Annotated in this window: 27 protein-coding genes; 9 read left to right on the top strand and 18 right to left on the bottom strand. The window is 28.8% G+C overall.

Annotated features, from left to right (window positions below; translation table 11 throughout):
- Positions 1-28 precede the first annotated feature (28 nt).
- From ABIV_RS05640 to ABIV_RS05625, 4 genes are all read left to right on the top strand, one after another.
- Positions 29-634, top strand: a complete 606-nt coding sequence (locus ABIV_RS05640) for a Crp/Fnr family transcriptional regulator (RefSeq protein WP_114838930.1) — start codon at positions 29-31, stop codon at positions 632-634.
- Positions 631-1440 carry an AraC family transcriptional regulator gene (locus tag ABIV_RS05635; RefSeq protein WP_114838929.1) on the top strand — a complete coding sequence of 270 codons (810 nt, stop codon included), beginning with the start codon at positions 631-633 and terminating at the stop codon, positions 1438-1440. The genes ABIV_RS05640 and ABIV_RS05635 overlap by 4 nt, the downstream gene beginning before the upstream one ends.
- A gap of 71 nt (positions 1441-1511) precedes the next feature.
- Positions 1512-2858 (top strand): SLC13 family permease, encoded by a 1347-nt coding sequence (locus ABIV_RS05630; protein WP_114838928.1) that lies wholly within the window; start codon positions 1512-1514, stop codon positions 2856-2858.
- Positions 2859-2946: 88 nt separating this feature from the next.
- Positions 2947-3288 carry a YnfA family protein gene (locus tag ABIV_RS05625; protein WP_114838927.1) on the top strand — a complete coding sequence of 114 codons (342 nt, stop codon included), beginning with the start codon at positions 2947-2949 and terminating at the stop codon, positions 3286-3288.
- A gap of 27 nt (positions 3289-3315) precedes the next feature.
- Here the strand turns inward: ABIV_RS05625 and ABIV_RS05620 are convergent, their stop codons facing one another.
- The 9 genes from ABIV_RS05620 to dapE form a co-directional block, all read right to left on the bottom strand.
- Positions 3316-3663, bottom strand: a complete 348-nt coding sequence (locus tag ABIV_RS05620; RefSeq protein ID WP_114838926.1) for a zinc ribbon domain-containing protein YjdM — start codon at positions 3661-3663, stop codon at positions 3316-3318.
- A gap of 66 nt (positions 3664-3729) precedes the next feature.
- Complete coding sequence (locus tag ABIV_RS05615; protein WP_228254340.1) at positions 3730-4533, bottom strand: aldo/keto reductase family protein; 804 nt, start codon at positions 4531-4533, stop codon at positions 3730-3732.
- Between the two features lie 10 nt (positions 4534-4543).
- Positions 4544-5236 carry an aspartate/glutamate racemase family protein gene (locus tag ABIV_RS05610; protein ID WP_114838924.1) on the bottom strand — a complete coding sequence of 231 codons (693 nt, stop codon included), beginning with the start codon at positions 5234-5236 and terminating at the stop codon, positions 4544-4546.
- A gap of 8 nt (positions 5237-5244) precedes the next feature.
- The gene (locus ABIV_RS05605) at positions 5245-5691 is read right to left on the bottom strand and encodes a GyrI-like domain-containing protein (RefSeq protein WP_114838923.1); all 447 of its coding nucleotides are present in this window, start codon (positions 5689-5691) and stop codon (positions 5245-5247) included.
- Positions 5692-5795: 104 nt separating this feature from the next.
- Complete coding sequence (locus tag ABIV_RS05600) at positions 5796-6320, bottom strand: YbhB/YbcL family Raf kinase inhibitor-like protein (protein WP_114838922.1); 525 nt, start codon at positions 6318-6320, stop codon at positions 5796-5798.
- A gap of 70 nt (positions 6321-6390) precedes the next feature.
- On the bottom strand, positions 6391-7200 hold the full coding sequence (locus ABIV_RS05595) for a helix-turn-helix transcriptional regulator (RefSeq protein WP_205526961.1): 810 nt from the start codon (positions 7198-7200) through the stop codon (positions 6391-6393).
- The gene (locus ABIV_RS05590) at positions 7193-7441 is read right to left on the bottom strand and encodes a helix-hairpin-helix domain-containing protein (protein WP_114838921.1); all 249 of its coding nucleotides are present in this window, start codon (positions 7439-7441) and stop codon (positions 7193-7195) included. The genes ABIV_RS05595 and ABIV_RS05590 overlap by 8 nt, the downstream gene beginning before the upstream one ends.
- A 57-nt stretch (positions 7442-7498) precedes the next feature.
- Positions 7499-8038, bottom strand: coding sequence for an ORF6N domain-containing protein (locus tag ABIV_RS05585; protein ID WP_114838920.1), 540 nt, complete (start codon positions 8036-8038; stop codon positions 7499-7501).
- Positions 8039-8119: 81 nt separating this feature from the next.
- Positions 8120-9220: a succinyl-diaminopimelate desuccinylase gene (dapE, locus tag ABIV_RS05580; RefSeq protein WP_114838919.1), complete on the bottom strand. Its 1101-nt coding sequence runs from the start codon at positions 9218-9220 to the stop codon at positions 8120-8122.
- Between the two features lie 75 nt (positions 9221-9295).
- Here dapE and ABIV_RS05575 point away from each other — a divergent pair, with 75 nt between their 5' ends.
- The gene (locus ABIV_RS05575; protein ID WP_114838918.1) at positions 9296-12193 is read left to right on the top strand and encodes a DUF748 domain-containing protein; all 2898 of its coding nucleotides are present in this window, start codon (positions 9296-9298) and stop codon (positions 12191-12193) included.
- Between the two features lie 82 nt (positions 12194-12275).
- Positions 12276-12815, top strand: coding sequence for a hypothetical protein (locus ABIV_RS05570; protein ID WP_114838917.1), 540 nt, complete (start codon positions 12276-12278; stop codon positions 12813-12815).
- A gap of 10 nt (positions 12816-12825) precedes the next feature.
- Here the strand turns inward: ABIV_RS05570 and ABIV_RS05565 are convergent, their stop codons facing one another.
- Both ABIV_RS05565 and ABIV_RS05560 read right to left on the bottom strand, forming a co-directional pair.
- Positions 12826-13656, bottom strand: a complete 831-nt coding sequence (locus ABIV_RS05565; RefSeq protein ID WP_114838916.1) for a mechanosensitive ion channel family protein — start codon at positions 13654-13656, stop codon at positions 12826-12828.
- A gap of 9 nt (positions 13657-13665) precedes the next feature.
- Positions 13666-15870, bottom strand: coding sequence for an endonuclease MutS2 (locus ABIV_RS05560; RefSeq protein ID WP_114838915.1), 2205 nt, complete (start codon positions 15868-15870; stop codon positions 13666-13668).
- 149 nt (positions 15871-16019) lie between these two features.
- On the opposite strand from ABIV_RS05560, the gene ABIV_RS05555 reads away from it, so the two are divergent.
- From ABIV_RS05555 to ABIV_RS05545, 3 genes are all read left to right on the top strand, one after another.
- Complete coding sequence (locus tag ABIV_RS05555) at positions 16020-16403, top strand: PAS domain-containing protein (protein WP_114838914.1); 384 nt, start codon at positions 16020-16022, stop codon at positions 16401-16403.
- 9 nt (positions 16404-16412) lie between these two features.
- On the top strand, positions 16413-17705 hold the full coding sequence (locus tag ABIV_RS05550; RefSeq protein WP_114838913.1) for a methyl-accepting chemotaxis protein: 1293 nt from the start codon (positions 16413-16415) through the stop codon (positions 17703-17705).
- Between the two features lie 73 nt (positions 17706-17778).
- Positions 17779-18753 (top strand): aldolase catalytic domain-containing protein, encoded by a 975-nt coding sequence (locus ABIV_RS05545; RefSeq protein ID WP_114838912.1) that lies wholly within the window; start codon positions 17779-17781, stop codon positions 18751-18753.
- Positions 18754-18985: 232 nt separating this feature from the next.
- Here ABIV_RS05545 and ABIV_RS05540 read toward each other — a convergent pair whose 3' ends face one another.
- Genes ABIV_RS05540 through ABIV_RS05510 form a run of 7 tightly spaced genes read right to left on the bottom strand, consistent with a single transcriptional unit; the run spans position 18986 to position 26788 of the window.
- On the bottom strand, positions 18986-20221 hold the full coding sequence (locus ABIV_RS05540; protein ID WP_114840460.1) for a molybdopterin molybdotransferase MoeA: 1236 nt from the start codon (positions 20219-20221) through the stop codon (positions 18986-18988).
- The gene (locus ABIV_RS05535; RefSeq protein ID WP_114838911.1) at positions 20214-21194 is read right to left on the bottom strand and encodes a cysteine desulfurase; all 981 of its coding nucleotides are present in this window, start codon (positions 21192-21194) and stop codon (positions 20214-20216) included. The genes ABIV_RS05540 and ABIV_RS05535 overlap by 8 nt, the downstream gene beginning before the upstream one ends.
- Positions 21178-21603, bottom strand: a complete 426-nt coding sequence (locus ABIV_RS05530; protein ID WP_114838910.1) for a ModE family transcriptional regulator — start codon at positions 21601-21603, stop codon at positions 21178-21180. Before ABIV_RS05530 ends, ABIV_RS05535 begins: the two co-directional genes overlap by 17 nt.
- The gene (fdhD, locus tag ABIV_RS05525) at positions 21596-22426 is read right to left on the bottom strand and encodes a formate dehydrogenase accessory sulfurtransferase FdhD (RefSeq protein WP_114838909.1); all 831 of its coding nucleotides are present in this window, start codon (positions 22424-22426) and stop codon (positions 21596-21598) included. Before fdhD ends, ABIV_RS05530 begins: the two co-directional genes overlap by 8 nt.
- A gap of 1 nt (position 22427) precedes the next feature.
- Positions 22428-23378, bottom strand: a complete 951-nt coding sequence (locus tag ABIV_RS05520; protein ID WP_114838908.1) for a cytochrome b/b6 domain-containing protein — start codon at positions 23376-23378, stop codon at positions 22428-22430.
- A 5-nt stretch (positions 23379-23383) separates the two neighbouring features.
- Entirely contained in the window at positions 23384-23977 is a 594-nt protein-coding gene (fdh3B, locus tag ABIV_RS05515) for a formate dehydrogenase FDH3 subunit beta (RefSeq protein ID WP_114838907.1), read from the bottom strand.
- Positions 23978-23986: 9 nt separating this feature from the next.
- Positions 23987-26788 (bottom strand): molybdopterin-dependent oxidoreductase, encoded by a 2802-nt coding sequence (locus ABIV_RS05510; protein ID WP_114838906.1) that lies wholly within the window; start codon positions 26786-26788, stop codon positions 23987-23989.
- Positions 26789-26799: the final 11 nt, after the last annotated feature.

Genomic DNA, 26799 nt, shown 5'->3' with positions numbered 1-26799 from the left:
TATTCTTTGCAAAAAATAACAGGTCAATATGAAAATAGATGAAAATGAGATTTTTACTTCATTGAAAAATACTATGGACTCTTATACTAAGATTTCAGAGACGACATGGAATGACTTTAAAAATATATGCACTATAAAAGAGATTAAGAAAAATGACTATGCCTTTGAACTATATGATAAAGTTGATGCTATCTCTTTTGTTTATAAAGGACTATTTAGAACTTTTGCTACAAATGAACATGGAGAAGAGTACACAAAAAACTTCTTTTGGGAGACTAGATTTTATGGTCCTATGGTTGCACTACTTTCAAATACTCAAAACACCTCATCAGTTCAAGCGATAGAAGACTCTATTGTTGTAGATATAAATCATACAAAATATAGAGAGCTTTTAGCAAAATATGAAGATTTAAAGATGTATCATATTTTATATTTAGAAAAACATTGGATACTACAAAAAGATCATAATACTTATGCCCTAGTTTTAGAAGATGCCCAAGTTAGATATCAAAGATTTTTAAAAGAGTTTGAGCATATTTTATCAAGACTATCTCAACACCATATTGCTTCATACTTAGGTATTTCACCTACTCATCTTAGTAGAATAAGAAAATCACTAAAGAGTAAAAAATGACAAAACACTCTATTATGAAAGAGATAGCTTTCAATGAACATAAACTTATCTTTAAACATATAAATAAAAAACACTCCTTTGCTAAACATATACATGAAGATAACTATATGGTTGGACTTTGTATAGAAGGTAAAGGAATATTTTCAATGGACAATAAAGAAAACGAAGTAAAAGAGAAAATGCTTTTTATTGTACCACCTAATACTGTTCATGCTTGTAACTCTTATAATGTTGATGGAAAATGGAGCTTTTTAACTTGTTTCATTCCAAAGGAGTTTTTTGAAAGTATTGCTAGTAGTATTTGCTCTAAAAGTAACTATACTTTTAAAGAGTATTTCATAAAAGATGAGATGTTATTTGAGTATTTAGAAGAGCTTATAAAAACAACTTTACACTCTGAAAAACTAGTTTCAGAAGAGATAATAAACTTTATATCGTTACTTTGTGAAAAGTATATGACATATAAAGAAAAAATCAAAACAATAGAAAATGAAAAGTTTGAACTACTATTTAAATATCTAAAAGAAGAGAGTTATGAACTAAAAAAGTTAAACTTTTACAAAATGGCTGAGGTTGTGCAAATGAACCCTTACTATTTTCATAGAACCTTTTCTAAAACAATTGGTCTTACACCACAAAGTTTTATAAACTTTTTAAGAGTTTCAAAGGCAACCAAACTTTTAAAAGAGCATGAGTCTTTAGCTTCTATTGCACAGGAGTGTGGGTTTTATGACCAAGCACACTTTACAAAAGAGTTTAAAAAATATCATGGAATCACACCAACAAATTTTAAAAATATTTCTTAATTGTTCAAAATATTACAATACAAAAATTTCTATACTTGATAAAATCCTATAAAACAAAAGGATAAACTCTTATGATAAAAAATATTGCTTTTATTTGTATTCCCTTATTTTTATATTTTATTTTAAATAGTTTTATTGGGGAAACAAAAGATTTAATACTAATTACTTTGATTCTTTCTACTATTGCTTATTGGGCAACAAACATAATACCTTTGTATTTTTCATCACTTATATTTTTATTTACTTGTTTAGTATTTGCACTAAGCCCTAAAGAGATAATTTTTTCTGGTTTCTCTTCTTCTGCTTTTTGGTTAGTTTTTTCTGGTATGTTAATTGCAACAGCAATAAAAAATGTAAACCTAAACAATAGATTCTCTAACTTCTTTTCTATAATCAAGAATATTAGCTATCTAAAGCTTCTTATTTATATTTCTATATTCAGTGTGGCATTTAGCTTTTTGATGCCTTCTAGTGTAGTTAGAGTTGTTTTATTAGTACCGTTAGCTATTACTATTGCAAAAGCTTTAGGCTTTGAAGAAAACGACAAAGGATATATTGGAATACTGCTTACTTTTATACTTTGTACTTCTATTCCAGCCTTTACTGTTTTACCTGCAAATGTCCCAAATATGATATTAGGTGGACTTACAAAAGAGATTTATGATTTTGAGCTTTTATTTTCTCACTATTTATTATCAAACTTCTTTGTTTTAGGTTTTTTAAAAAACATTATAATTGTTGTTTTAATATACCTATTTTTCAAAGATGAAATAAAACATAACAAACTAGAAAAAGAGAATAGTTCTTTTAGTAAAAATGAAAAAGTAGTTATGATAACTTTATCTATCATGCTTCTATTTTGGTTGACTGATTTTATTCATAAAATCTCACCTAGTGTGATAGCTATGATTGGAGTTTTATTTTTAGCATATCCAAGTATAAATATCATTAAAAGCAAAGATATAAATAGTATTAACTTCTCTTCATTGATTTTTGTAGCTGCTATTATTAGTCTTGGAAGTATAGTTGCAAATAATGAGTTTATAAAAGAGAGTTTACTTAGTATCATAAACCTATACACACCATCAGAATATGAGTTGTTTGACTATATAAAAATCACTACCTTGATGTCTTTAAGTGGGGTTATTATCACGCAACCAACTATTCCAGCTATTTTTACTCCAATGGCAGAACACCTAAGTAGTATAAGTAGCTTTTCATTAAATGAAATCTTTATGATGCAAGTTGCTGCTTTTTCTAATGTTTATTTTCCATTTCAAGCTCCACCTTTAGCAGTTGGACTTGCTTTATCTGGTATGAAACAAAAACATATGTTAAAAGTAGTACTTGTGTTAGCTATTATCTCTATTGTGTTTTTATATCCTTTAGAGTTTTATTGGATGAAATTTATAGCTTAACTGTTTTAGTAGCTTTTAAAAGGTTTTTAACTAAAGTTCAATTTAGTAATGATATTCAATACTAATAATAAAATCTTTTGGAGTTACTTTGGGTTTAGAGTTTGCAATATATTTTTTAGCAGCATTTTTTGAAATATTAGGGTGTTATAGTTTTTGGATGGTTTTTAAACTTCAAAAATCTTCTTTTTGGCTTTTTTCAGGTGTTATATCTTTAATTTTATTTGCTTATTTACTTACAAAGGTAAATTTAGAGTTTGCTGGAAGAGCTTATGCTATTTATGGAGGTATTTATATTATTTCTTCTTTGGCTTGGTTATTTTTAGTAGAAAAACAAGTTTTTAATAAATGGGATATTATAGGTTCTTTAGTTGTATTTGCAGGGATTTGTATTATTCTTTTTGGAAATCAAAAAGTTATAAGTAGTATATAAATGAGAGTTTTAAACTCTCATTTTATATTAAGATTTTTTTACAAATTCTTGTTTTAATTTAATAGCACCTACACCAGGGATTTTACAGTCAATATTGTGACCATCATTTCCTTCTACAAGTCTGATACCTTTTACTTTTGTACCTACTTTAATACCAGAAGAGCTTCCTTTTACTTTTAAATCTTTGATAACAGTTACATCATCTCCATCTTGTAAAATCGTACCATTTGCATCTTTTACTACTAAAGTATCTTCATCTTCTGTTTGACTTGCATCTTTTGACCATTCGTGTGCACACTCTGGACAAATAAATAGACTTCCATCTTCATATGTGTATTCACTATTACACTTAGGACAATTTGGTAATTGCTCCATTTCTTTCCTTTAACTTAATATAATTATAAGTGTATGTTATCATAAGTTTGGTTACATATGGGTTAATTATAAATAGCGAAGTATTGAGTTTACCTCATCTTCTTCTAAGGAGAAGTTCTTAATATCTAAGTCTTCAAGCATATGAGTTTTAGAAGTAGTTCCATTAAGTGGAGTTATTCCTAAATGGTTTAAAAACTTATAAAAAATTTGAGGAACTGTTCTTTTATAGTTTTTTGCTAATGTTTGTACCTCATCAAGTTTTAGTAAATGAGGATTTGCAGTTAATGACCAAAAACATTGATACATAATACCTTTTTGTCTTGCAAACTCTCTTATTTCTTTATCATAATCACTTTGGGCATAAAATCTATTTTGTATTACCCTTGGTTTTACTTTTGCAATATCATAAAGATATGAGAGTAAATTTATATCATAACAGTTTGAAATACCTATTTGTCCCACCTCTTTTGAAGTTACAAACTCTTCCATAGTTCTATATACTTTTATTAAGTCTTCTAAAGGAGCAAAAGGAGAATGAATAAGATAAGAATCAATAAAATCTACTTTTAGATTTTGTTTTGATTTATAAAAAGATTTTTCAAGTTGAATTAAAATATCATCGCTAACTTCATAGGGCATATTAGCTCTATCTTGCCCACTTAGTGGAGTGAATTTTGTTTGAAGAAATATCTCTTCTCTTTTTATACCTTTTTTTATAGCATTTTCTAAACCTACTCCAACTAAATCTTCTCTATAGTGTTTTGGTTGACAAGCAGTATCTATAGCTTTGAAACCACATAAAAGAGCCTCTTCAACTAAAGAAGCTGTATCTTCTTGTTTCCAAGCTGTTCCATAAATCATATTTGGCATAATCAATCCTTTAATTAAGGGCTTTATTTACAGCCTCAATTGCATGTATATAAGTTGTATCAAAAAGTTTTATATTTGTATCTTCTTGAGATACTAACATTCCTATTTCTGTACAACCTAAAATAACTCCTTGTGCCCCGTAAGAACTTAGTGAGTCTATAATTCTTAAATACTCTTTTTTTGATGACTCTTTTATTGTACCCAAACATAACTCTTCATAGATAATTTTATGAACTATTTTTATATCTTCTTCTGAAGGCACGATTACTTCAATATCAAAGTTAGTTTGGATTGTATCTTTATAGAAGTCTTGTTGCATAGTAAAAGCAGTACCTAAAAGCCCAACTCTTTTTATACTCTCTTCTTGAAGTTTTTTACCTGTTGCATTTGCAATATGTAAAATAGGAATATCAATATGTTCTTGTATAGTAGGAGCTACTTTATGCATAGTGTTTGTACATATAACTAAAAAGTCAGCACTTGCATTTTGGATATTTTTAGCAGCTTCGCTTAATATCTTTGCAGTTTCATCCCACTTCCCCTCGTGTTGAAGTTTTTCTATCTCATCAAAATCTACACTATAGATGACTACTTTAGCACTATGTAATCCACCAAGTTGTTTTTTTACCTCTTCGTTGATTTGTTTATAGTATAAAGCTGTACTTTCCCAACTCATTCCACCAAGTAATCCTATAGTTTTCATCTAATTCCTTATTTTATAGAGATATAAATCTCTATCTCATCTTCTTTTGCATATTTTTCAAAGTCATAATTATATGCTCTTTCATACTCACAAGCTTCAGAAGCAAAATAATCCCAAACATCTTTCCATGCTTCAATTACAACTTCTGGAAACTCTCCATTTTTTGTAAATACTAAATATCTATCTTTTTCTATAGTAATTGCATTTTTAGGTTTTGTAACTTCTACACCTATAGTATAATCATAATCAGAGTTTACATCACTTTCATATTTATTATAAACACCATACATAGCCATAGACTTTGCTTTATTAAAAGTTTTACCTTCTATGTTTTCCTCTGCATATTTATCCCATAAGGCTGGAATCTGTGCAGTTTCTTCGTTTAGTTCTGTTTCATTGTTTGTTCTTGTTGTAATACCTGATACATAAAATTTTTCTAAATATTTTACTTTCATTTGTCTCTTTCTATTTTATTTATATTTATTATATTATCAAAAGAAAATAAAAGCAATTTGAGAAGGTGAAGAAAAGATAAAATACATTGCCAAAAGGCAATGTATTATTTTTTATAGTAAGAGATTAAAGAAGCTTTTGCTAGAGCATGAGCATTTAAATAGTAACCTACAATTGCAGGGTTTGTATTTTTATCTAATCCTAGTTTATCAGTATCTAAAGCATATACTGTAAAAATATATCTATGTGCTTTATCACCTTTTGGAGGACAAGCTCCACCAAAACCAGTTTTACCATAGTTCGTAACACTTTGAATTATCTTTTTATCTTCTTTAGAACCAAAGCCTTTTTCTAAACTAAATTTATCTTTGGGAATATCAAATACTACCCAATGCCACCAACCAGAACCAGTAGGAGCATCTGGGTCATAAACTGTAACAGCAAAAGATTTTGTTTCTTTTGGAGCATTCTCCCAAGATAAATCAGGTGAAATATTTTCACCACTACAACCAAAACCGTTAAATTCTTGGGCTTTTGTTAGTTGTCCCTTTAAAGAACTACTTTTTAAAGTGAAGTTTTCTGCAAATAGACTAAGAGCTATAAAAGATATAGCAAACAATATTTTTCTCATATATTTCCTTTTATATTTTGAAGATAAAAGATTATAAAAGAAAATAAAAATTTAAGATATTAGAAAAACTCTAATTTTTGTTGTTTTTTATTTGTTTTGGAGTTAAATTGTATTGTTTTTTGAAAGCTTGTATAAACCATGATAAGTTATCAAAGCCACACTCAATACAAACTTCACTTACATTTTTAGATGTATTTTCTAAAAGTACTTTTGCTTTTTCTAGTCTCTTTAGAACTTGCCATTTTTTAGGAGTTGTATTATAAACTTCTTTAAATTTCTGCCTAAAAGCTAAAGGAGTCATTTTTAACTCATCTGCTAAATCTAAGATATTATCTTCATAAGAGAAGTGTTTTTCAAAAAGAATTTTAAAAGAGTTGTTTTTATAAATAGAGTATAAAAAACCTTTAAACTCTTTTGCAAGAGAACTATTCAAAATATTTAAAAAAGCCTCTTCTAATTTTAGTTTTATTAGTTGGTCATTTTGTATTGCTGTATTTCTCATATAGTCACAAGTTGAACCAATAAGTATTTTTAACTCTGCTGTTTTCTTTAACTTTAAAATATCTATTTCTTCTATAAGCTCTTTTGAGAAAGTGATATTATATTTAGAGATAAACTCTAACAATACTGAATCATCATAATTGAAAATCATCGCTTCGTAATACTCATCTAAAACTTCGCTCATAAGATATGAACCACTTTTTAAAAATAAAAAATGATTTTCATCCACATTGATATTTTCATTTTCTAAATGCAATATCTTAGTACCCTTAGTTACTAAAATTAAACTATTTGAAGAAAGGATAATTTCATTTTTATATTGTGGCTCTTTTTGTATATAAGTAAAAAAAGAAAAGTTTTCTGACATAAGTTTATTCATATTTATTTTGGTACTCTTTTGCGAAATTTATTGCATTTTGAACAGCTTTTCTAGCTTGGGGAGAATTTTTCCAACAACTACTTCCCAAAATATCTGAAACAATATCTGTAATCTCTTCTACACTACTTTTACTCAAAGTTTCTAAAGAATCAATTCCAATTTGCTCAAACCTTGAAATAACAGTTTCTCCTACAAACTTTACTTTTAATAACATCTCTTTTTCATCTTTTGAAAATGCCACCGTTATCCTTTTACTCTATAAAAATTACATATTTTATAGATCATATCTAATATATTATTATTTTCTTTCAACCTTAAAGCCCATAACCTTTTCTTCTGTACTTTTTGTATCTTCAAGTATTTGAGAAAGTAATTCAAAGGCTGTTTTAATATGTTTAGTATTTTGAGTTGTTTGATTTTTATTTAGTTTCAAATCTTCTCTTAGATTTTTTAACTCAATTACTATATCTTTGTAAGTTATTGCAAACTCTCTAAGCTTTGTAAAGGTACGCAAGATGTTTATAGTTACATCTGTGGCAACTTTACTTTTCAGTACAGTTGCTAACATATAAACACCCTGTTCAGTAAAAACTTTTGGTAAAGTTCTTGTTTTGGAAAATTTTGTGGTCGAAAATTTCGACCGCAAAACTTCAAATTCTTCTTTTGTCAATTCAAAATAAAAATCTTTTGGAAATTTTTCAGGGTTGTTTTTAACAGCTTCATTTATTCTTTTAGTTTCAACTTCATAAAGTGAAGCCAAATCACTATCTAACATCACTTTTAAACCTCTTATCTCATATATCTTATTTTCTATAAAATTAGTTGGTAGGTTTTCCATAGAACTACTCCATAATGAATATAAAGTAATTCTATTAATATTTTTTAGAAATAATAAAAAATATTACATAATAAAATTAAATTAAAAGTTTTTAATTAAATCCACATAAACATCAGTTAAACCTTCTACTTCTTTAACTGTTGTTCTCTCACCTACAGAGTGGATAGTGTCATTGATTACACCAAACTCGATAGCTTCTATTCCAAATGCTCCAAAATATCTAGCATCAGAAGTTCCACCGTGTGTTGAGTGTTTTGTCGTTACGCCTAAAACTTCTTTTATAGAGTTTTCCATAGCCTTCACCACTTTTGATTCTTTATTGGTTACAAATGGAAATGAGCCTTGTGTAGTTCTAAAATCATACTCTAAACCTTCAAGGTTTTTATGGATAAATTCTTCTACTGACTCTCTTGTTGTATTTGTTGAGTTTCTTACATTGAACATAAGTTTTAACTCGTTTGGAGTTACATTTGTAACTTCCATTCCAGCTCTTATATCAGTAATTACCATTTTAGAAGGAGCAAAATACTCATCTCCATTATCAAGATTATGACCTGCTATTTTAGGAAGTACATGGGCAAAGTTATGTACTGGGTTTATACACTTTTCAGGATAAGCAGCATGACCTTGCTTTCCTTTGATAGTGATATATCCATTGATACTTCCTCTTCTTCCTACTTTGATAGCATCTCCAAAAACCTCTTCACAAGTTGGCTCTGCTACAACTGCATATTGAGGTATAAAATCAATCTCTTTTAAGTGTTCTAAGGCTTTGATAGTTCCATAAGTTCCCTCACCTTCTTCATCACTTGTCATTAGAATTGAAAGTGTTCCATCAAAATTTTGGGCATGTTTACAAGCATATAAAAAAGCAGCGTCTCCACTTTTCATATCTTGTGTTCCTCTTGCTGTTATTACACCATCTACTATATCAGCAGCAAATGGATCTACTTCCCAACCTTGTCCAGGAGGTACTACATCAATATGTCCTGCAAAACATAAATGTTGTGGATTATCATTAAATTTTTTATAATAAAATCTATTTTTTGTATCTTCTCTATCAATATTTATGCAAGTCCATTCCTCACCTAAATACTCTTCAATAAAATCGAATGCTCCGTCATCATTAGGAGTAATTGATTTAAACCTTAATAATTTTTGAAATAATTCTATCACTGTCATTTTGTTCCTTTATTGTAAACGGATTGTAGCTAATATTTAGTTATAATTATATTGAATACAAAAAAAGGCTATTTCATGAAAAAAAATAAATTAGCTTTAATACTATCTTCTATACTAATCATCTATTCAATTCTAGGATTTGTAGCAATACCAAAGATAGTAAAGCCTATTATTGTCGATAATATTAATGCAAATATTACTCAAGAAGCAAGTTTAGAAAAAGTAGAATTTAATCCATTCTTATTAACTTTTTCTCTTAACAACCTGAAGATACAAGATAAAGAGGACATTACTTTTTCAATAGATTCTTTATCAATTGATTTTAATCTTTTTAGAACTATTAGTGAAAAACATTTAGCTTTTCAAGATTTACAACTGATTAATCCATATATTCATATTATTGAAAATGAGGATAAAAGTTTTAATCTAGAAAAACTACTTAAACCAACTACAAAAGAAGAGAAACAAGTAAGGGTTGAGGAAGAACAAAGCGAGCCTATTAAGTTTCAAATCTATAAAACTGTATTAGAAAAAGCTAAAATAAAATTTACAAAATTAGCAAAAGATAAAAAACCTTTTGAAGTTAATATAAATGAGCTTAACTATACTTTTTATGATATGGGAACATTTAGAAATATCTTAGCTTCTCATAGTCTTAATATCCTAATCAATGAACATACAAAACTTATAATAAATGGTGGATTAAAAGTGCATCCTTTCCATATGTATGGAAATGTAAAACTTACAAATCTAAGACCAAATGAGTTTTTAGCATATAAAGATGAACTATTTAATTTTCAACTTACAAATGAGACAAATATTGATTTAAATTTTGGTTATAAAGTTGATACTAAAAAAGAGCTAGATATTAAAGTTGAGAAGTTAAACTTTAAACTAAGCAATTTAAATATCTTACAAGATGCACATTCTGTTTTATATTTAAAGAGTTTAGATATTGAAGATTTAAATCTATTTTATCCTCAAAATGAGATAAAAATAAATCAATTTAGTTTAGAAAACCTAAATGGAAAAATCATAAACTCAAAAGATGAAACTATTAACTTAGCTAAATTAGTAAATCTTCCAAAAGAACAAAAAAAAGAAGAAGTACAACAAAACTCTACACAAGAAGAAACAAACTGGAAAATTCTATTAGCTAATTTTAAAATTGCTAATTCAAAACTTTCATTTAAAGATGAAAAAAACTCTTTTGCTACTCTTGCCGAAGAGGTAAATCTGAATGCAAAAAACCTTAATATAGAAAATCAAAATATCTCATTAGAGCAAGTTTTATTTGAAAACAAAAACTTTGTTTTTAATGATAAGAAAAATAATCTTGATGTAAAAGTTAAAAATAGTAGTCTTATAATTGAAGATTTAAAACTTAATGATAAAAACAGAACAATAAAACAAGTAGCTCTTAAATCTTCTATAAACATTAATGATAAAAAACAAAAAAAAGATATAAATGCCCAAAACTTAGAGCTTAAAATCAAAGATATTATAAATCAAAATAGTGATATTCAAATTGCAAATTTAAATCTTATTGAGCCAGATTTTAAACTAAATGATAAAGTGTCAAAAACTAATATTCAAGCTAAAGATATTAATCTTTTAGTAAATAAAATCTCACATAAAAATAGTGAATTAAAAATTGACTCTTCTAAGCTAAATAAACCTTTTATAGCTATTACTTTAGGAAAACAAGAAAAGAAAAAAGTTGAAGAAAAAGAAGCAGAAAAAATCGAGAAAAAAGTTGAAAAAAAAGCTAATAGTAACTTCTCTTTTGATATAGGTCCTCTTATTATAAAAGATGCAAGAATGGTATTTGAAGATAAAAACTTACCAATTCCATTTAAAACAAATATCACTCAATTACATGGAGACTTTTCAAGACTACACTCAAGTTCTTCAAAACCTACAAAACTTGAACTAGAAGGGAAAGTAGATAAATATGGTTTCACAAAAATAACTGGAACTGTAGATATAAATGATATAAAACTACTAACAAATACAACTATTTTATTTAAAAATATTGCAATCAAAAACTTCACACCTTATTCTGGAAAATTTGTAGGAAGAGAGATAGATAGTGGAAAACTTGATTTAAATCTAAAATATAATATAAAAGAGTCAAATTTAGATGCAAACAACTCAATTATAATTAGTGATATTAGATTAGGAGAAACAGTACAGAGTGAAGATGCAACAAATCTACCTCTTGATTTAGCTATCGCTCTTTTAGAAAATAGTGATGGAATTATTGATTTAGAACTTCCTATTTCAGGAAATGTAGATGATCCTCAATTTGCAATAGCTCCTATTGTATGGAAAGTATTTACAAATTTAATAGTTAAAGCTATCTCTTCTCCATTTACTCTTTTAGCTTCTGTTTTAGGTATTGAAGCAGATGAAATCAAAACAATTGATTTTGAATATGGAAACAGTACAATAATAGCTTCAGAGAAAGAGGCTTTAGATAATATTGCAAAAATCTTAGCTACTAAGAAAAGGCTTGCTATAAATGTAACTCCTTCATACCACCAAGTTTTTGATACAATTGCTTTACAAGATATAAAGTTTGATAAGTTCTTAGAAAAAAGAATGAAAAAAATTGTAAAAGGTGATGAATATAAAAAAGCTTTAGAAAACCTTTTTGAAGAGAGTTTCAAAGACAAAGACTTAGATGATATTAAAGAAACTTTTGTAAAAAAAGATAAAAGTGGTAAAGAGTATTTTGATACTAAAGAGTATGTGGAAAGTTTAAGAAAAACTCTAGCTTCAAAACAAGAAGTGACTACTAAAGAGCTTGAAGAACTAGCAAATAGTAGAAGTAAAAATATTTTAGACTATTTAATTGTAAAGAAAAAAGTAGATAAAAAAGCTGTTGTTATTACAGAAAAAATCAATGTACAAATTGATGAAAAAGATAAATGGTCAACTTTTAATCTAAGTGTTTCTGTTAAAAAATAAGATAACTCAAACTTATATTTAAATTATTTTATTTACTTATAATTATTATAATAGTAATATTCTTTTTTAAAAGGATATTACTATGAAAAAACTACTACTTATAATCTTTGCTCTTATACTTTTTTTTGGATATGGAATCTATGAACAAGTAAATAAAAAAACTATAAAATCTAAAAGAGTATCTTGCCAAGAAAAAACAATTACCTTTGAAAAAATAGTTGATATAAATAAGATTCAAGAAGCAATAAAATTACTTCAATCACAAAATATAAAAACTACTTCAAACATTGAATACTCAAAAATAATGAACTCTTTTCTTATAAAACACTATTCAAACAAAGAGCTGCAAAAAGAGTTTCAAGAAGTAATTAGCCAATACTTTACACAAAAAATTGAAAATAAAAAACAAGTAGAAATAAACTATTATGTATATGAAAATGATAAAGAAGATACAAATAAAAAGAATAAAAAAGCAAAACTTTATGCAGGATATTTAGTATTTGAATTTAAACTTGAAGATAAATTAATTTACAAAATACAAACTGATTATATGAAAGAAGATGGAAGTGATATAAAACAGAGAATTGAGTGTGTATTTAAATCATTTGTTAGCATAAAATAGAAAAACTATTTTATGCTTTTTTTTCATGGATAAAAACATCTCTTATAGGATATGGTATCTCTATAGAGTTTGCTTTTAGTGCCTCAAATATTGCAAGATTTACTTTGTATTGAACCTCAAAATAGCTATTTGTTTTAGCCCAATATCTATACTCAATATTTACAGAAGAGTCTGCAAACTCTTTAATTCCCACTTGAGGTTTTGCCTCTTTTGAGATGAACTCTTCAAACTTATTTAACTCTTCTAAGATTAAAGAGATAGCCTTTTTCATATCACTATTATACGAAATACCAATAGTTGCTTCAACGATTCTATACTCAAAAGAGTTGACAAGGACTTCTCCAATAATATACTTATTTGGAACAGTAATCTGCTCTCCATCTTCTGTTCTAAGAATTGTATGTCCTAATTTTATCTCTTCTACTACTCCAAATACATCTTGTACAGTGATTGTATTTCCAACTATAAAAGGTCTAGTAATAATTATAGAAAGCCCTGCTCCATAATTTGATAAAGTACCTTGTAAGGCAAGTCCAGCACCCAATGATGCAGCACCAATACCTGCAATAAATGGAGTTAAAGTGATACCTAATTTACCAACTGCAATAATTACAGCCCCAATAACAATCCCAAATCTAACAATATTTACAATAAACTTTGTAAGTGTTACATCTAAATTATTTCTATCACATAATCTTTGTACAGCTTCTGATACCTTTTTACCTATATAAAGACCAAGTATAAAGATAATTATAGCTCCAAGAATTTGGAAACTATAATTCATAAAAAATTCAATTAAAAGATTATAAACCTTCTGTATTGATTGGATTTCTTGTTCCATCTATTTTCCTTATAGTTTTATAACTTTTGCACCAAAGCCACCAGAACTTGGATGTGCATCTTCGTATGATTTTACTTTTGGATGTTTATCAAGATATTTTTTTGTAGCTCCTGCTAATTTTCCAGTTCCAATACCATGATAAACTAATACTTCATCAAAACCTGCTATTAAAGCATCAGAAATAAATTTATCTAAGTTCTCTAAAGCCTCTTCAACTCTTTGACCATGTAAATCTAATTTTATATGTCCTGAATCTGGTTTTGCAACTGTAACAGTTGCTTTTGGTTTTGTTTTTATTTTTGGTGGATTTCCACTTCTTGAAAGCTCTATCATAGGAACTTGAAGTCTCATTCCTAAATCATTTTCAATATAAGCTTTTTTACCTTTAATTGAGATAATTACACCTTTTGAGTTTCTATATTTAACTCTATCACCCTCTTTTAAATTCTCTTCAACTTCTTTTACTTTTTCTGTTTTAATTGAAGAAGCTTTTTGATGAGCAGTATTTAAATGTCTATGTCCTTCTTGTGAAATTTTTGCTTTGATGGCTTTTTTAGCTTCATCTCTCGCATCTTTATACTCTCTATGAAGTTTTGACTTTTCCAAAAAGATATGAGTATCTAAACTCTCTTTTGTCTCTTTTAGATTTCTTGTTAATCTCTCATGCTCTTTTATCTCTTCATCAAGTTTTGCTATTTTTTGTTTTAACTCAATCTCCAAAGCAGAACTTCTTTCAATAAGTTCATTTAATCTATCTTTATCTTCTCCATAAACCTCTTTTGCTCTTTTGATTACATTATGAGGAATTCCATATCTACTTGCTGTTTCAAAGGCATATGATTTTCCAATTGTTCCTTGTAAAAATTCATAAGTTGGCTTTTGATTCTCTTCATCATAAAGAGCTGCTATTAATTCTACTTCTTCATTTGAAGCCATAAGTGCAGCCAATCTTTTATGGTGAGTTGTAATGATAATTTTCATATCTTTTTGGATTAAATCTTCAATTATCACTTTAAACAGACTTGCTGCTTCATCAGAGTCTGTACCAAGTTCTATTTCATCAACTCCTACAATTGCCTGTTTTGTAGAAAAAAGTTTAGAAAATTCAACCATTCTTCCTGCAAAAGTAGAGATATCATTTTTTACACTTTGTGGGTCATCAAGTACAGCTTGAATTGATTTAAAGTTACTTATTTGTGTCTCATGGTGTGCAAAATATGGAAGTAAATATTTCGATAAAAATACGGCACTTAAAATAGATTTTAACATCATTGTTTTACCACCAGCATTTACCCCTGTAATCATAATAACTGATTTTGAAAAATCAATTGTTATAGGTTTTGGATCATGTAAGGCTGGATGTTTAAATTCTACAAGTCTATTTTTACCATTTTTATTTGGAAGAATAAAGTTTTTATCTCCAATTTTTGCAAAATATAGTCTTGCTTGATAGTGGTCAAATCTATCAAACTCTTTATTTATAAATTTTAAAAATAATAAATTTTTCTCAAAAAGAGAAGTTATCTGTTTACAAACTTTTAATAAAATCTCTTCTTGCTTATTTTGTAAATCATTTTGTTTTTGCTTTAAAGTACTTACACTATGAGGTAAAACATAGAAAAATCCAGAATTTGAACGGTCTAATACTTGTGCTTTTAAAACATGGTTAAAACCACCTCTTACAAGTAGACACTCCTCACCATTTATATAATGAACTTGAGAATCAACCATATAAGTTCTTATTTTGCTTGAATTAATAATCTTATAAAGGCTTTGTTTTATCTCTTCTTTATTTTGCTTTATGGCTTCATTAACCCTGTCATAATCTTCATCAATACCATGTTTTAATTTTGCTTTATCATCAAAATACTCACAAATTGATATTATCTCTTGTGGAATAATAATTTTTTCAATCCACTCTGCTAACTTACCTTCAAAAGAGAACTTTTTCAAATAAGAAAAGTAATTAATAATTTTAATAAACTCATATATTTCATAAGACTTTAATACACCTTGTTTTTGAATATGCATTATTTGTGTATCTAAGTTTTTTACTTTTGCTGGTTGTTTTATTTCAAATTTTGAAAGCTCATTTATTAATCTATAATGAAGATTAATATCCCCTTCTAAAACTACAGATTTTTCCCTTGCAAAAAGTTTTGTAAAGGAATCTATATAATCTAATAAATCTAATTTTTTTAATATTTCATTCATGGCCGAATTATATCTTAAAAGCATTGATTATTTTATAAATAATATTTTAATAGACTAAATTATGATTAGAAAAATTAATAATTCCTTATAACTAAATTCACAGATTTGTTATTATATAATCGCGCCCTTAATTATTAGTAGGAATTAAAATGGGACGAGAAATAACTTTACAAAAGGACACAATGATCGTGTCCGAAACGGATGAAAAAGGTATAATAATTTATGCCAATGAGGATTTTTGCAAAATTGCTGGTTATTCAAAAGATGAGTTAATAGGACAAGCTCATAATTTTGTAAGACATCAAGATATGCCAAAAGCTGCTTTTAAAGATATGTGGGAAACTATTCAAAAAGGTAAGACTTGGAAAGGTATAGTAAAAAATAGAACAAAAGATGGTGGCTATTATTGGGTTAATGCAACTGCTTTTCCATCTCAAAGTGCAAATGGAGAAAAAAGGTATCTATCTGTAAGAGTTAAACCAACTTTAGAAGAGATATTAAGTGCTGAAAAACTATATAAGACATTGAGATAAAGGTGCTTTATGTTTTTTAAATCAAATAATACAAATGAAATAATTGAAGCCATTGATAAGATTGAGAGCTTTATCAAAGGTGAAACAAATAGCATAGAAATTGAAAGCCAAAAAAATAATAAAGTTTTAACAAGAATTCAAGATTTAGCAAAACTTATTGAACAAAAACAAGAAGAAGATTTAACTATTTATGGTGAGATAATGATTTGTGCAGAAAAACTTTCTGATGGTTTTATAAATGATAGAATCACAAAGAATACTTCAAATCAAAAACTAAATTATATTGCTAAAACATTTAATAAAATGTCAGATAAATTAGAAGAGTCTTTAATTGAAATAGATAGTGTTCTTGAAGAGTACTCTAAACAAAACTTCCTAAGAAGTATAAATGAAAATTTATTCCGTGGAGGAGAGTTAAAAAACCTTTCAATTGGTGTAAACTATCTAAAAGATGAAATTACAAAAAATCTAATGTATACATATAGAACAAGTCTTGTAATGCAAAAAGAGTCAAAAGTACTTCTTGAAAATAGTACTAATCTTTCAGAAGCTACTTCTTCACAAGCTGCTTCATTAGAGGAAACTTCAGCTGCAATTGAAGAGATTACAACTAGAATTGTAGCTACTTCACAAACTGCGAAAGAGATGTCAATTTATGGTAAAAATGTAAAAGAAGAGATTGAAGAAGGTATGAATTTAACTTCTCAAACAGTTAATGCAATGGATGAGATAAATAACTCAACAAATGCAGTACATGAAGCTGTTGAAATGATTGACCAAATTGCTTTCCAAACAAATATTCTTTCACTAAATGCAGCAGTTGAAGCTGCTACTGCTGGAGAAGCAGGAAAAGGGTTTGCAGTTGTTGCACAAGAAGTTAGAAATTTAGCAAATAGGTCTGCTGAAGCTGCTAAACAGATAAAAAACTTAGTAGAAAATGCAACTTCAAAAGCAAATGAAGGTAAAAATATTGCAGATAAAATGATTGAAGGGTATGAATTATTAAATAAAAATATCAATGAAACAACAAAGTTAATTCAAAATGTTGTTGAAGCTTCAATTGAACAAGAAAGAGGTATTTCTCAGATTAATTCAACAGTTTCTAATATTGATGTATTAACTCAAAGAAATGCAGATATTGCTGAGAATGTAAAACTTATATCTGTAAGTTTAAGTAAGATTGCAGATAAGAATGTAGAGAATACAAAACACATACAATTTGAAGGTAAAGATAACTTAAAAATAAGAGATGCCTTAGCTTCAAAAACTTATCAAGGGCAGGAAAGACGACAAAATAGATAATGCTTAATAATTTTTTTTATAACTTTAAGGTATTATTCTTGTCACATTTAATTAATAAAAATAGGGATATATTATGTTAGAAAGAAAAGGTTCAATACTTTCAGTAAGAAAAGACATTAAAGTTTTTGACTGTACTATAAGAGATGGTGGACTTGTAAATAATTACCACTTTACAGATGAATTCGTAAAAGCTCACTATGAAATGTGTGTAGCGGCTGGAATTGATTATATGGAAATTGGTAAAAATGTATCACCAACTGTTATGAGTGAAGATGAGTATGGAACATGGAATTTCTGTAAAGAAGAAGATATAAGAAGAATTGTAGGTGAAAATAATACAAACATGAAGATTGCTACAATGGCAGATGTTGGAAGAACTATCAAAGAAGAGATTCCTCCAAAATCTGAATCAGTAGTAGATATGATTAGAGTTGCTACTTATATTCATCAATTACCTGAAGCAATTGAATTAATTGAAGATTTCCATGCAAAAGGTTATGAAACTACATGTAATATCATGGCTATTTCAAAATCATTTGATGATGAACTAACAGAAGTTTTAACACAATTAGCTGAAACAAATGTAGATGTAATTTATATTGCAGATAGCTTTGGTTCTTTTTATCCAGAACAGATTAATAAACTAACAGCAAAATATTTATCATTTGCTAAACCAGCTGGAAAAAAAGTTGGTATTCACGCACACAACAACCTAACACTTGCATATGCTAATACTTTAGAAGCTATGATTTATGGAACAAGCTATTTAGATGTTACAGTTAGTGGATTAGGAAGAGGTGCAGGAAACTGTGCAATGGAACTATTACTTGGATTTTTAAAGAATCCAAAATATAAATTAAAACCTGTATTAAAATTTATTGAAGAACATATGGTTGCAATCGAAAAAGAATTAGATTGGGGACCAAGTGTGCCATATATTATTACAGGACATTTAAATGAGCACCCAAGACCTGCCATGAAAGCAAGAGATGAAGGTGATACTCAATATGTTAAATTTTATGACAAATTAACTGAAGAGTACAGTTGAAATTTTAAAGAACAAGAGTTAGCCTCAAATCTTTAAGAAGCCAGCTTCTATAGCTGGCTTTTTTTATACTCATAAATTAATATTTAATCTAACTAACAAATCCTATATAAAAAACATAATATAAACATGGATACATAACTAAGCATGACCCAAGTACTAATAAGTCTTCTTTCATAAGGTAATTGTAGCTATAAAAAATACTAAAAAAGTATCAAAACTACTATAGTTTTTTTTAATTAAAAATATATGACTCTTTTTCTATTAAATCACTATCAAATTTTATAAGATGAGCCTCTTCCCCTACTTCTAAAGAGGCTCTCTCTTCTTTTGTTACAAGTAAGGCATTGCTCTCATAAAGTGCTGTAATCATAGCAGCTCCATATTTGTTATCTCTTGTAACTTTAAAGTTTCCATTTTCTACTTTTCCAAGTACTATATTTACTTTACCTTGTTTTACTTCAAATCTTTGAGTATTCATAGAAAAAGTTGTATCGTGATAAAAAGCTTTACTTCCTTGTTTTTTACTAAGAACTGGCAAAATAAAAAGATAGGTATTAATTAAAGCTGGCAGAGGATTTCCTGGTAAAGAGATAACTACAGTATTATCCATTTTACCCATCATAATTGGTTTTCCAGGTTTAATATTTACTCCATGAAAAGCAACTTCTAATCCATTCTCTTTAAAAGCTTGTGAAACAAAATCAGCATCTCCCATAGAGATACCACCTGTAGTTATTACCACATCATATTTTTTTAGATTTGAGATACATTTTGAAGACTCTTCTAAATTATCAGAGATTACTCCACAATACGAAGCTTCAAAACCTTTTTGATTTAACAAAGAGATTATTCCATATGAATTACAATTATAAATCTCCTCTTCATCAGAAGACTCCCAAGGCTCTTTTAATTCATTTCCAGTTGAAATTACTGCAATAGAGATTTTCTTTACAACTTCTACCATTGTAATTCCTTGAGAAGCTAAAAGAGTTATATGAGAGAAGTTTATAGTTTCAGCTTTACTTATAAGAGTATTGCCCTCTTTTTGCTCTTCCCCTTTAAGTCTTAAATGATTTCCTTTTTTTACTTCATTTGGAATTGTTACAGAAGTTTCACTAACATTAGTACAAAGTTCAAAAGGAATAATGGTATCAACATCAGCTGGAACTTTTGCCCCTGTCATAATTTTATAACACTCATCTTTTTCTAAAGGGCTTACTTCTCCTTTATCTCCTGCAAAGATTTTCTTTTTGATTGTTAAAGTTTTTCCTGCATCACTAGCTTTAATAGCAAAGCCATCCATTGCTGAATTATTAAAAGCAGGTAAGTTTTTAATACAAATAATATCTTTAGATAAAACTCTTCCTAAAGCTTTTTCTAAAGGAATTGATTCTATTAAAGTTGATGCTTCAACTAACTCTAAACTCTTTTTGATTGCTTCTTCTAAGCTAATAAATATTTTACTCATCATTTAAAGCCTTAATCTGTCTATATTTTAAATAGATAGTTTTTACTATATTTTTAACATCTATTTTTTCATCACTTTTATAAAATGATAAGCTTATAGAATTTCTACTTGTAAGCTCATCATAACCCATTTGCTGAATTATTTGTGATGGCTTTGAAAGTCCTAAAGAACACCCTTCTCCATTTGAAATAAAGATTTTATTTAAAGCAAGGGTACGGATTAACTCTCTTGCTTTTATTCCTTTTAATCCAAAATGTAAAGAGTACTCTAAGGTCGTATTTGGTTCTACAAAAAAATAGATATCATCTTTGAATAATACTATTAATTCTTCTAAAAACTCTTGCTTTAAGTCATAATCAAAGTTTTGTTTTTTTATTGCTTCAAGAGTATATTTTACAGCAAGGGTATCAGTTTGCCCTATTGATAGCTGTTCAAACTCTTCATTATCAAATAATAAAACAGAAGCTGTACAGAATCCAAAAAGTTTATAAGAGTCAAAATAGATAATATCACTTAAATTGTCTTTGTGTGCTGTTGCATTTGAGATGATTTTTGCTTTGGTTTTACTTTTAACTTCTTTTAGTGAAGTCTTTACAAAAGTATCCATTACATAAGAAGATAAAAAAAGGAAATCTATATCTTTATTTTCTAAATCATATAAATTTACTTTTCCATCTTTATTTAAAGAAAGCCATTGAACTTGAAAGCCTAGCTTTTCATATAATTTAGCTCCATCAATTATTGCTTTACTTTCACCTAAACTTACTGCAATTTTTGAATTAAGCTCTAAAAAAAGACCTAAAAAGCCCTCTTTTGAAAAAGAAAAAGTTCTAAACTTTTTAAAGCCAAAACTCTTTTTATACTCTTTTGATAACTCATCAAAAAAGTCATTAGAAACCAAAGCATCTAAAGATAAACAATTTAAACTATTATCTTCTAATTTATGGTATTGAAGACTATTTAGTTTTGGCAACTTTACCCTTTCTTTCTCTAAAACATCCTAACTGACAATTTGTAACTTCAATGTCAGAATTTTTAACTGTAGAACCTACTGTTTTTAAACTACTATTTCTAGCCTCTTCAAATAGAATTTTACACTCTAATTGTTTTGCTCCATTGTAGCTCTCTTTTAAGTTTTTATAAACTTCAATATTAGGATCAAAGAATTTTAATTTTCCAAAAACTCCCAATTCACAATTTGTGATTTTAATTCCTAAACTTTTTGTCACGGCTGACATCTCTTTTGGTTTTTTACCAATTAATCTTGCAACTTTAAAAGCTTTAAGACATGATAATCTACCATCAGCATCAAGATTATTTAATAATAACTCTTTTTGTGTATTATCTAATTGTATATTTACATTATCGTCTATACTAGACATGAACTCTTCCTGTATGAGTATAAAGGTTCATTTTACTGTTTCTTGCAAAACCAATTAAAGTGATACCATGTTCGTTTGCACTTTTAATACCTTGAAATGTTACTGCTGCTTTTGAAACAACAATTGGTATTTTATGCATAACACACTTTACAACCATTTCCATTGATAATCTTCCACTAGCATAAAGAACTGACCTTTTTACATCTTTTCTATCTAAACTAGCTTGACCAATAACTTTATCAATTGCGTTGTGTCTTCCAATATCTTCTGAAATATATACTGTACCATCTTCAAGCACTAATTCTGCTTTATGAACACAACCTGTATTATCAAAAAGTTCACTTGGTTTATTAAACTTTTTCATATGAGATAAAATATCTTTTGCTTTAATAGTATAATCAGTACTTACAAAAGCACAATCAAAAGTCTTCTCTGCATTTCCTGTTACACCAACACAACAACCTGAAGTTAGAGTTTTTTCTTTAAATAGGTTTTCAAATCCTTCTTGACTAACATTTGCTATAACTTCTACTTTTAAACCATCTTCACTTACATTTATTGATTGAATATCATCCACAGTTTTAATAACTGCTTCACTTAATAAAAATCCAACAATATGTGCATCTTGGTTTTTTGCAATTGTCATTACAGATAAAAACTTTTCACCATTTAAAAAGAATTCAACTTTTTCTTCTTTTATTACATAATCTTCTAAAACTTCAGACCCATCTTCATAGATTCTATCAATTATTACTTCTTTGCAATATTGAGAAGAATTAGTATGAAAAGGGGAGAAGTTTTCACTTCTGTATGGCTTAGTCATACTACTTCCCTTTTCCTTCAATATCAGCTAAAACATCTGGTGCTAATTGCTCTAAATGTTCTCTTGGATATTTTCCAGTAATAATACCTTGAATATTTCCTTTTACAGCTACTGCTACAGAATATACAAAATCCATCATAAAGAACATAATCATTACAGATGAACCAAAGTGAACATATAATAATAATCTCTTAAATTGTATAAACTCTCCATGAGTAAATGCATCTGGATGTAAAAACCAGATTAAAAATCCACTTACAAGTAAACCACCACCCATAATAACAAAGAAGAAATAAATAATTCTTTTCATAGGTTTATATTTACCTGGTAAGATAAATTTATTTGTTAAACTATTTTTAACTAATAATTTAGCATCTTTAAATGCAATAATACTCATTAGTAACCAAATTGGGAACCACGCGATTCCAGTTACTTCATGAAGTCCTCTTAAGAAAAATGCGATATCTCCACCACCTGATCTTAATCCCCATGTAATGTTAAAACCAGTAATAATAAGTGTAATTACGATTAAAACATTTGCAATCATTACAAATCTTTGAAATAAAGAGAATACTTGAACTTGGTCATCTGGTCTTGTAATTACTGCTTCTTGTCTTCCATATTTTACATACATAAAACAGAAAAGTGCAATTTCAGCAACAAATACCCACCAAATAAAAAGTTGTCTCTCATTACTTGCTCTAATAATCTCTGGGGCAAAAGCTTCATATCCTGGACCAAAGGCTTTATTAACCATAGCTTCATAAGTAGAACTTGGAGGAGTTAAAACTCCATCCAGATTCCCTGTTAATAGGATTGCTAACTTATATCTCATAAAGTAATCCCAATCAATTACCATTAAGAATTCTAAGAAAATAAATCCTACTAATGATAGCCCTAAAAATGTTAAAATATATGCCTTATTTCTTTCATAAAACGAGCTATTGTTCATTTATATTACCATCCATAAGATTCAGTTGCGATACCTTTTCCTTTATGCGTAGCTCTATATGTTTTAATTAAAGCAACCTCGTCAGAATCACCAACAAGAAGCGCTTTAGTAGAACACATTGAAGCACACATAGGAACCTTACCTTCTGAAATTCTATTTTGTCCATATTTATGGAACTCTTCAGCAGAGTTAGTCTCTTCAGGACCTCCCGCACACATAGTACATTTGTCCATTTTTCCTTTTGTTCCAAATGCACCATCTTTAGGGAACTGAGGAGCTCCAAAAGGACAAGCAAATAGACAATAACCACAACCGATACATTTGTCTTTATCATGTAAAACAATTCCATCAGTTCTGATATAGAAACAATCTACTGGACAAACTTGTTGACAAGGAGCATCACTACAGTGCATACAAGCCATAGATACAGAAATCTCTTTCCCTACTACACCTTCATTTACTGTAACAACTTTTCTTCTGTTAACTCCTACTGGAACTTCGTGTGCCTCTTTACAAGCAACTACACATCCGTTACAATCGATACATAGGTTTTCATCACAATAAAATTTCATTCTTGCAAATTCTGGTTGTTTTCCCATTTTATTCTCCTATGCTCTTTCTAATCTTACTAGAGAACATTTAGTCTCTGGACAAGATGTTTCTTGATCGTAACCATAACTTGTAACTTGGTTAGAACTCTCACCAAATGCATATGGTGCTGTAGCTGATGGATATCTCTTACCTAAATGCTCACCACTCCAGATACCAGAGAAGTTTTGAGGTAAGAATACTGAGTTTTCATCTACTCTTAAACTGTGTACACATTTAATTTTGATTTTTCCTCCACCTGTTCCATGAACCCACATCATTTCACCATCTCTAAGTCCAAGTTTTGCAGCTAATTCTGGGTGTACTTCACCGTACATTTCAGGAGATAATTCAGCTAAATATTTAGAAGCTCTTGTCTCTGTACCTGTTCCCATGTGCTCAACAACTCTTCCTGAAACAATATTTACTGGATAATCATTTACCCATACTTGTGCATTTTGCTCAGATTTATATCTAACATTTGTTCTATAATGGCTCTTTAAGTCATCAATAGCTGGATATTTTTTAACTAAATCAGGTCTAAATGAGTGTAATGGCTCTCTATGTTTAGGAATATTATCTTTAAAGTTCCAAACAATAGTTCTAGCTCTTGCATTTCCATAAGGAGCAAGTCCTGCTTGTAATGCATATTTAACTAAAATACCACTATCATCAGTTTTCCAGTTTTTACCTTCAACTGCTTTTCTCTCTTCATCAGTTAATTTGATACCTGCAAGTTCTTCAATATTTTTAGAAGTGATTTCTGCATAACCACCTTTAACTTTAGAACCAACTGGTGCAACACCATTAGCTGCTAATAAACTTTCACCATTTCTTTCTGTACCGAATCTAGCTCTAAATCCTAATCCACCTTGAGATACTGGTAAGTTTACATTATATAATACTGGACTTCCAGGGTGTTTTTCATCCCAACAAGGCCATGGTAAACCATAGTACTCTTTAGTAACTGGACCTCTACCTTTTAAAGATGTAGAGTTAAATAAGTGCCAATTATCAGTATGTTTTTTAATTCTTTCAGCCGTTCTACCTTGCATTCCAATAGTTTTTAAACTTCTTGCAATTTCATTAGTAGCATCTTCTGGCCATTTAAAGTTTTCACCTTTACCCATACCAGCAACAAACTCTTTATAGAATCCCATTCTCTTAGCAAAGTCAAATAAGATATCGTGGTCTGTTCTTGCTTCATATAAAGGATCAACAACTTTATATCTCCATTGAGCAGTTCTTGCAGTATTTACAACTGTACCTTCAGTCTCAACTTGTGAAGCTGCTGGTAATAAGAACATATTATCACCTCTTGTAGTAATAACTGCTGCATCATTTACATATGGATCAATAAATACAACTAAATCTAAGTTGTCTAATGCTTCTTTTACTTTATGTGTTTGAGTAATTGTTGAAATACCGTTACCAATACAAACAAGTGCTTTTAAAGGAGCTCCAGCATTATTAGCTTCATTCTCTTTTTCATTTACACCGTGAATCCATAATGATAAACTGTATCCTGGTTTTTGCATCATTTCTTGAGATTTGAATCTCATTTTTAACCAGTCATAATCTACGTTCCATTGTTTAGCAAAGTATTTCCAAGAACCTTCACTTAAACCATAATATCCTGGTAATGTGTGTGATAAACAACCTAAGTCAGTAGAACCTTGTACGTTATCGTGACCTCTTAGAATGTTACATCCACCACCTGGTTTACCCATGTTACCAAGTACTAATTGTAAAATAGAACCTAATCTTGTATTTGAAGAACCGATAGTATGTTGTGTCCAACCTTGATTCCAAATTAATGCACCTGGGTCAGCTGCTGCAAATGCAGTAGTAGCCTGAATAAGCATCTCTTTAGGACATCCAGTAATATCTTCAACTACTTCAGGAGTATATTGTTCACACTCTTTGAAGATTTCATCCATACCATAAACTCTATCTGCAATAAATGATTTGTCATACCAACCATTCTCTTTGATTAGTCTGATCATACCATACATAAATGCGATATCTGTACCTGTTCTAATTCTACAATAGATATCAGATTTAGCAGCAGTTTTAGTAAATCTTGGATCAACAACAATAATTTTTGCCCCGTTTTGTTCCTTTGCTTTTAAAATATGTTGCATAGAAATCGGGTGGTTAGAAGCTGGGTTTGCTCCGAAAATAATAATAGCTTTTGAATTTTGCATATCACCTAAGTGATTAGTCATAGCTCCATAACCCCATGTATTTGCCACACCGGCAACTGTTGGACTATGTCAAATTCTAGCTTGGTGATCTATATTATTCGTTCCAAACATAGCAGCAAATTTTCTAATATAGAAAGCTTGCTCATTACTAACTTTAGCAGATCCTAAAAATTGTACTGAATCAGGACCATATTGTTCTCTTAGAGCCATAAGTTTATCAGAGATTTTGCTCATAGCATCATCCCATTTTAATCTTTTCCAAGCTCCATTAACTTTTTCAATTGGATATTGTAATCTATTAGTTGCTCTAATTTTATCAATCATATCAGCACCTTTACAACAGTGACCTCCATGACTAATAGGGTGATCTTGAGCAACTTCTTGTCTTACCCATACACCGTTTTGAACTTCAGCAATTACACCACAACCTACTGAACAATGCGTACAAATTGTCTTTACAAGCTTTGACCCAGGGAATGGATTTTTAATCTCTTCCTCAGTCGCATCTCTAAGTACCGTTTTTGTACTAGCAAAGGCAGAAGTTGCTGTAACAGCTGTTGCAAGTGAAGCCATCTTTAAGAAGCTTCTTCTTCCAAAGCTTTTAAGCATATTCATCTTCTTCTCCT

This window comes from Halarcobacter bivalviorum, from assembly GCF_003346815.1.
Lineage (GTDB): Bacteria > Campylobacterota > Campylobacteria > Campylobacterales > Arcobacteraceae > Halarcobacter > Halarcobacter bivalviorum.
The sequence above is the reverse complement of the archived record's forward strand: the minus strand, read 5'-3'. Positions and strand labels throughout refer to the sequence as shown.